We start from the raw sequence: 7,164 nt of genomic DNA, 5'->3' as shown, positions 1-7,164 counted from the left end.
TTGCATTATATTATTTCAGTCAGTCACCACTATTAATCTACTAGACTGAAATTAATTAATTAATTATTCTCTTTTTTAAGAAACAATGATTATACTACGTTTAATAATTACAATTTAATTTTTGTCCTATGCTATGTAGGGTTCCTAGATTTCTCTTGGTGTAGCCTGCGCTTTGCCCTTACAAATAAAAAAGCTGTTTCCCACTCCCCACTCCCCACTCCCTACTCCCCACTCCCCACCTCAGCAAGTAAGTGTAAAAATGAAAGCAGATTATAGATCAAGGAATTTTTAGTTGCAATAATTGATTATCTGTGCTATCCTAGAAGGGTTGTCTAATCTCGCACATCCAGTCATTCGGGTGTTTTCGTTATGGAAATACAACTGGATGGAGGTTTAACCCGAATTAGGAGTTCAAAAAAATATGCCAGTAGTTTCATTGGCTCAAATGATGGAGTCAGGGGTACATTTCGGGCATCAAACCCGACGCTGGAACCCAAAAATGTCTCCGTACATTTATACTTCTCGCAATGGCGTACATATCATTGATTTGGTGCAGACTGCCCAGTTAATGGAAGATGCTTATAGCTATATGCGATCGCAGTCTCAGCAAGGTAAAAAATTCCTGTTTGTTGGTACTAAGCGCCAAGCTGCGGGAATTATTGCTCAAGAAGCAGCTCGTTGTGGCTCTCACTATATTAACCAGCGTTGGTTGGGTGGAATGCTCACTAACTGGGCGACAATTAAAACCAGAGCCGATCGTCTGAAAGATTTAGAACGTCGTGAAGAAAGCGGCGCACTAGATTTACTACCCAAGAAAGAAGCTTCTATGTTGCGTCGAGAGATGACGAAGCTGCAAAAATACCTGGGTGGGATTAAGAATATGCGGAAAGTCCCTGACGTGGTAGTGATTGTAGACCAAAGACGGGAATATAACGCAGTTCAAGAATGCCAAAAACTGGGATTGCCCATTGTGTCGATGCTAGATACAAATTGTGACCCAGACGTAGTAGATATCCCCATTCCAGCTAATGATGATGCTATCCGGTCAATTAAGTTGATCGTGGGCAAATTGGCGGACGCGATTTTTGAAGGTCGTGGCGGTCAGCTAGAAGGTGAGGAAGATTATTACGAAGATTATGACGGTTCTGAGTATGATGACGAGTACGACGACGGCGAATATGCTGAAGCGTCTGGTGACTCCAATTCTGAGCAAGAATCATAAGCAGAATAAGTAGGGGAAAATTTGAGTATGGAGACTAAAAAGCTCACGCTTCATACTCAATTCTTCAAAGTTCATACTTCATCGCTTTTTCTTCACCAGCCCTGAGTAAGATAGAAATACTCAACACCCGTGAGCGATTACAACTCAAGGTTAAGTTAGGAATTGAGGCAACATGGCGGAAATATCTGCAAAACTCGTCCAAGAGCTACGCCAAAAAACTGGTGCAGGCATGATGGACTGCAAAAAAGCGCTGAAAGAAAATGACGGCGACATTGAAAAAAGTATAGAGTGGCTGCGACAAAAAGGGATTGCTTCAGCAGGGAAGAAAAGCGATCGCGTGGCGGCAGAAGGTTTAGTAGACACCTACATTCAACCCAGTGGTCGAGTGGGTGTACTCATAGAAGTTAACTGCCAAACCGATTTTGTTGCCCGTAACGAAGCTTTTAAAGCTCTGGTTAAGAATCTGGCACAGCAAGCAAGTACAGCTGATAGTGTGGAATCTTTATTGGCTCAACCCTATATTGAGGACAACAGCATCAGTGCAGACCAGTTCATTAAGCAAACCATCGCCCAGCTCGGTGAAAATATTCAAGTGCGTCGCTTTGTCAAGTTTGAACTTCCAGAAGGCAAACAAGGCATTGTAGACAGCTATATTCACACTGGTGGTCGGGTTGGTGTTTTGGTAGAACTGAATGCCCAAACTGAGTCAGCAGCTCAGAATGAAGAGTTTCAAACATTGGCTAAGAATGCGGCAATGCAAGTTGCAGCTTGTCCCAATGTGGAGTACGTCAGTGTAGACGAAATCCCAGCCGAATTTGCCCAAAAAGAAACAGAAATTGAAATGGGACGGGATGATTTGGGTAACAAACCCCAGAACATCAAAGAAAAAATTGTTCAGGGACGGATTGAAAAACGCCTGAAGGAATTAACTTTGTTGGATCAGCCTTTCATCCGTGATCAGAGCATTTCTGTGGAAGACTTGGTAAAACAAGTTAAAGGCAAAGTGGGCGAAGAAATCAAGGTGAATTGCTTTGTGCGCTATATCCTTGGTGAAGGTATTGAGAAGGAAGAAAGTAATTTTGCTGAAGAAGTTGCTGCTCAAATGGGTAGTAAGTAACTTTAGTTAAAACTTAGAGGTTACTTTTGTAACTCATTACTTGTAGACTCACAGGCCAGTTATCATCAATTGGCCTGTGTTTTTGTTTGTAGCGATCGCCAAAAGGGATTGGGGATTGGGGATTGGGGATTGGGGATTGGGGATTGGAGACTAGGAAGTTTTCTCCCCTGCACCCTGCACCCTGCACCCCTGCCTCTTTCCCCCCTGCACCCTGCGCCCTGCACCCCTGCCTCTTCCCCCCGCATAACAGTTAAAAGCAAGTATATTTGTACTAAAATCAGGTGTTGCTGATGCTAGGATACGCTATAAAATAAGTGATTAATTAAAGAAGATATGGCTAGAGCTATTGAGCTAATTGAAAAAGATATTGTAGCTTTACAAGCGGCGATTCAGGCGATCGCCGCAGAACTGCAAAATGCGTATGGCAATTATTTAACTACTTTGGGGCAAGCTGTACGGAGACAGTTGATTTTAGCAACTTACCATCTATGCACCCAAGGATATCCCGAAAATTTCTTGAATTTATCCCTAAACCAACGCCAAAAATTGCAGCAGGCTGTTCGCAACTCCGGACAAGAGGCGGCTGATTTATTACTTTCTTATCTCCAGAGTCAAGCAGAAGCAGAGGAACAGGAAGAAATAGAACAGGAGGAAGAAGGAGAACAGGAGGATGAGGTAGTAACATACACTTTATCTGATTCATCTGCTTTACCCCTGATAACTTCAGCCCTAAAAAGCGTTACTCCTGATTTATCCAACCCCATAGAACTGCTGCAATGGCAACAAAATCTGGAAAATTTTATCCAAAAGGTACTGAAAAATGTCTCTCGCAATGCTAATCTTTTGTTACAAAAAGCTAGTATCTTACCCAATAAATTACCAGAACCAATTTTAGAAGCGGCGGCGGCTGTCTCAGAAGCATCTGCTGAGGTTATGCCAGGGCCAGCTAATCTGTTAAATGTGGTGGTAGAAATCGAAAGCGAACAAGATCCAGAGGAATCAAAACTCACAAAGATTATGGCCATTAACCTGCGATTGGGGGAAATGGAATTTGCTGACACCACACTTTCTTCTGCACGCAGACAAATTCGCCATATCTTAGTTGAGTTAAAGAAGGTAGGGCGAGATTATCAAAAAAAACAACGGGAACGCTCAATAGCAGAAGCTGAATCTGCATGGCGTGCTAGTTGGTTTGAGTAGGGAGTGGGGAGTGGGGAAGAGGCAAGGGTGCAGGGTGCAGGGTGCAGGGGGGAGAAGATGCGGGTGAGGTGTGGGGAGTGGGGAGTGGGGAATAGGGTGCAGGGGGAAAGATAGTAACAATGACTAATGACACACCAGATTGGGTAAGATTACAGAAAGCCTTGGCTATAGAAGCAGACAAAGGCTTTACAGACTTGATGGGTAAACAATACCGCTTCAGTGAATTTCTCTGCTTGACTTTTGGGAAATTCCCCACAGCTTTGCCCTCTATAGAACGTGGCCGTTGGCTAGAACTGGCGGCAAAATTTGCTAATTATCCCCATCTGGAAGAGTTAGACAGACAGCATTTAGTCGCTGAAACTCGGAGGTATCTTTACCAATTACAGCAAGAACCAAAAGAAACTAGCATAGAGAAATCACAGATTTACAAACGCCAAAATTCTCAACCGAAATCGCCAATTGTGGCGGAAGTGAGTCGCAGGTTAGCCCCAAATATTGACCAAAAACTCAGCGATTTACCAGAAATCGGCCCTCGTCAGGCGGATAAATTAGCGGCGCTGAATTTGTATACTGTGCGGGATTTGCTTTTCTACTATCCCCGTGATCATATTGACTATGCGCGTCAGGTGAATATCCGGGAATTGCAGGGAGGTGAAACAGTGACGATTATTGCTAATGTCAAGCGTTGTAACTGTTTTACTAGCCCTAAAAATAAGAAGTTATCGATTTTAGAGTTAGTCCTCAAAGATAATACAGGGGAAATTAAAATTACTCGCTTTTATGCGGGGGCGCGTTTTGCTAGTCGGGGTTGGCAAGAAGGTTTAAAACGCCGTTACCCAGTGGGTAGTATTTTGGCGGCTTGTGGGTTGGTGAAAGAAAGTAGATATGGGTTGACTTTGGATAACCCGGAACTTGAGGTTTTAGCACATCCAGGAGATACGATTGATTCTTTGACTATTGGTCGAGTAGTGCCAATTTATGCCTTGACTGAGGGCGTGATGGCAAATATGGTGCGACAGGCGATAACAGCGGCTTTACCCGCTACGGTTCATTTGAAAGATCCTTTGCCTAAAGGGTTAAGGACAAAGTATAATTTGATGGAATTGAAGGATGCGATCGCCAATATCCATTTTCCCGATGACAGCATGACTCTACAAGCTGCTCGTCGTCGTCTAGTATTTGATGAATTTTTCTACCTACAACTCGGCTTATTGCAACGTCAGCACCAAGCCAGGGCTATCCAAACCAGTGCTATTCTCGCCCCCAAAGGTCAGCTAGTCGAAAAATTCTCCGAAATTCTGCCTTTTCAACTCACTGGCGCACAGCAACGAGTCCTCAACGATATTCTCACAGACTTAGAAAAATCCACTCCGATGAATCGGCTAATCCAGGGCGATGTGGGTTCGGGTAAAACAGTGGTGGCTGTAATTGCGATCCTCGCCGCCATTCAATCAGGATATCAAGCGGCGTTAATGGCTCCCACGGAAGTTTTAGCAGAACAACATTATCGCAAGTTAGTTAGTTGGTTTAACCTGTTGCATTTACCCGTGGAATTACTGACAGGTTCCACCAAAGTTGCCAAACGGCGAGAAATACATTCTCAGCTAGTTACAGGTGAATTACCTTTATTAGTGGGAACTCACGCCTTAATTCAAGACACTGTAAATTTTAACCAATTGGGCTTAGTGGTGATTGATGAACAACATCGCTTTGGCGTGAAACAAAGGGCGTTGTTACAGCAAAAAGGCGACCAACCCCATGTATTAACTATGACGGCTACCCCCATTCCTCGGACATTAGCATTAACAATACATGGAGATATGAATGTTAGCCAAATTGATGAGTTACCACCAGGACGGCAAAAAATTCAAACCACTATGTTAACAGGTCAGCAACGCACTGAAGCTTACGACTTAATGCGCCGAGAAATTGCCCAAGGAAGGCAAGTTTATATAGTTTTACCTCTCGTGGAAGAATCGGAAAAATTGGACTTGCGGTCAGCCGTAGAGGAGCATCATAAGTTACAAGAAAGTATTTTTCCTGACTTTCAAGTGGGGTTATTGCATGGTCGCATGAGTTCCGCAGATAAGGATGAAGCCATTACCAAATTCCGCGATAATCACACACAAATCTTGGTTTCTACTACGGTTGTAGAAGTGGGTGTAGATGTACCCAATGCAACGGTGATGCTGATTGAAAATGCTGAGAGGTTTGGATTATCACAACTGCATCAATTACGCGGGCGGGTTGGTCGTGGTGCGGCGCAGTCTTTCTGTTTATTGATGAGTAGTTCTAAGAGTGCAGATGCTCAACAACGGCTGAAGGTTTTGGAACAATCCCAAGATGGCTTTTTTATCTCGGAAATGGATATGCGGTTTCGAGGCCCTGGGGAAGTGCTGGGAACTCGGCAATCGGGTGTAGCTGATTTTACTTTAGCCAGTTTGGTGGACGATGAGGAAATTTTGCTGTTAGCCCGACAAGTTGCGGAGAAAGTGATCGAGATGGATGCAACTTTGGAACGTTGGGTTTTGATGAAAGCTGAATTAAAGTATCGCTATGAACGGTTAATGGGTGGGGCGATTTTGACTTAGTTAAAACCTTATCCCAATAAAGCAAGAATTGCTGAGAGTGTTGATAAAATATAAATACGTGTAACACAGGGAATATTCAGCTATGACATTTGCTAATTCATCAATTCCTCAACAATTTACACTTGATATTGAACCGGAAGGACGTTTAACTTTACCTAAAGAAATACAAGAAAAACTAAATTTAGAATCAGGCGATCGCCTAATTTTAACACTTCAAGATAGTTGCAAGATTCAATTAGTCAGCCTTAAACAACAAGTTAAAAAAATCAGAGGTTTATTAAAAGATAAATTCCCGGATAGACACTTAGTAGAGGAACTCATCCAGGAACGCCGCACACGGGATTAATCAATGTCGAAAAAGCGTAAATTACTAGAAAAAGTTCTTTCTGGTTCTAAAAACATTCATTTTAATGAACTAGTTGCTTTGGTTGAAGCTTTTGGATTTACTCTATCACGAGTTAATGGGAGTCATCACATTTTTACTCATCCTGATATCCCTGAGCTTGTTAATCTCCAAAATCGAAACGGCAAATCTGTTCCGTATCAAGTCCGTCAATTAATGATTTTAGTTGAAGAATATGCACTTACTTTGGAGGATGAATAATGAAACACTATCACATTAATATTTTCTACAGTGAAGAAGATAACGGCTATATAGCTGATATTCCTGATCTAAAATATTGTTCGGCATTTGGTTCGACTGAAGAAGAAGCACTTAGTGAAGTATTACAAGCAAAAGCAGTATGGTTAGAAACTGCCAAAATCGAAGGTAAACCAATACCAGAACCGAGATACCGCCCTGCAATTTATTACAAAGCCTCATGATTAGAGTCTGCGTAGACGCAGACCACCGCAGGTATTGCACTACTTGATCAATCGTCTGATATCCTGCTTTATTTCCTGACGTTTATTCTCAATTTGAATTAATATCTCAACTTTCGACTGCTCAAAATTGCTCAAGTCTTTTTGTTTAGCTTCAATACAGCACTTCCGTCTGTTATGAGGTACACTTAATTAAGATATAAATACTTTAA

Annotated in this window: 7 protein-coding genes; all 7 read left to right on the top strand. The window is 42.5% G+C overall.

Translation table 11 applies throughout. The features are described 5' to 3' along the window. Positions 1-421: 421 nt before the first annotated feature. Positions 422-1,222: a 30S ribosomal protein S2 gene (rpsB, locus tag ACM0OP_RS23465; protein ID WP_414530817.1), complete on the top strand. Its 801-nt coding sequence runs from the start codon at positions 422-424 to the stop codon at positions 1,220-1,222. A 172-nt stretch (positions 1,223-1,394) separates the two neighbouring features. After that, positions 1,395-2,339, top strand: coding sequence for a translation elongation factor Ts (gene tsf, locus ACM0OP_RS23460; RefSeq protein WP_414530816.1), 945 nt, complete (start codon positions 1,395-1,397; stop codon positions 2,337-2,339). A gap of 333 nt (positions 2,340-2,672) precedes the next feature. After that, positions 2,673-3,539, top strand: a complete 867-nt coding sequence (locus ACM0OP_RS23455; RefSeq protein ID WP_414530815.1) for a hypothetical protein — start codon at positions 2,673-2,675, stop codon at positions 3,537-3,539. A gap of 119 nt (positions 3,540-3,658) precedes the next feature. Next, positions 3,659-6,130: an ATP-dependent DNA helicase RecG gene (gene recG / locus ACM0OP_RS23450; protein ID WP_414530814.1), complete on the top strand. Its 2,472-nt coding sequence runs from the start codon at positions 3,659-3,661 to the stop codon at positions 6,128-6,130. Positions 6,131-6,212: 82 nt separating this feature from the next. Then, positions 6,213-6,476, top strand: coding sequence for an AbrB/MazE/SpoVT family DNA-binding domain-containing protein (locus tag ACM0OP_RS23445; RefSeq protein ID WP_414530813.1), 264 nt, complete (start codon positions 6,213-6,215; stop codon positions 6,474-6,476). 3 nt (positions 6,477-6,479) lie between these two features. Further along, the gene (locus tag ACM0OP_RS23440; protein ID WP_414530812.1) at positions 6,480-6,734 is read left to right on the top strand and encodes a type II toxin-antitoxin system HicA family toxin; all 255 of its coding nucleotides are present in this window, start codon (positions 6,480-6,482) and stop codon (positions 6,732-6,734) included. Continuing rightward, positions 6,734-6,955, top strand: coding sequence for a type II toxin-antitoxin system HicB family antitoxin (locus tag ACM0OP_RS23435; RefSeq protein ID WP_414530811.1), 222 nt, complete (start codon positions 6,734-6,736; stop codon positions 6,953-6,955). Before ACM0OP_RS23440 ends, ACM0OP_RS23435 begins: the two co-directional genes overlap by 1 nt. Positions 6,956-7,164: the final 209 nt, after the last annotated feature.

Source organism: Nodularia chucula CCY0103 (assembly GCF_963923915.1).
GTDB lineage: Bacteria > Cyanobacteriota > Cyanobacteriia > Cyanobacteriales > Nostocaceae > Nodularia > Nodularia chucula.
The sequence above is the reverse complement of the archived record's forward strand: the minus strand, read 5'-3'. Positions and strand labels throughout refer to the sequence as shown.

Coding starts and splice junctions, on each gene's coding strand:
- rpsB (WP_414530817.1), top strand. CDS start 422: ATGCCAGTAGTTTCATTGGCTCAAATGATGGAGTCAGGGGTACATTTC.
- tsf (WP_414530816.1), top strand. CDS start 1,395: ATGGCGGAAATATCTGCAAAACTCGTCCAAGAGCTACGCCAAAAAACT.
- ACM0OP_RS23455 (WP_414530815.1), top strand. CDS start 2,673: ATGGCTAGAGCTATTGAGCTAATTGAAAAAGATATTGTAGCTTTACAA.
- recG (WP_414530814.1), top strand. CDS start 3,659: ATGACTAATGACACACCAGATTGGGTAAGATTACAGAAAGCCTTGGCT.
- ACM0OP_RS23445 (WP_414530813.1), top strand. CDS start 6,213: ATGACATTTGCTAATTCATCAATTCCTCAACAATTTACACTTGATATT.
- ACM0OP_RS23440 (WP_414530812.1), top strand. CDS start 6,480: ATGTCGAAAAAGCGTAAATTACTAGAAAAAGTTCTTTCTGGTTCTAAA.
- ACM0OP_RS23435 (WP_414530811.1), top strand. CDS start 6,734: ATGAAACACTATCACATTAATATTTTCTACAGTGAAGAAGATAACGGC.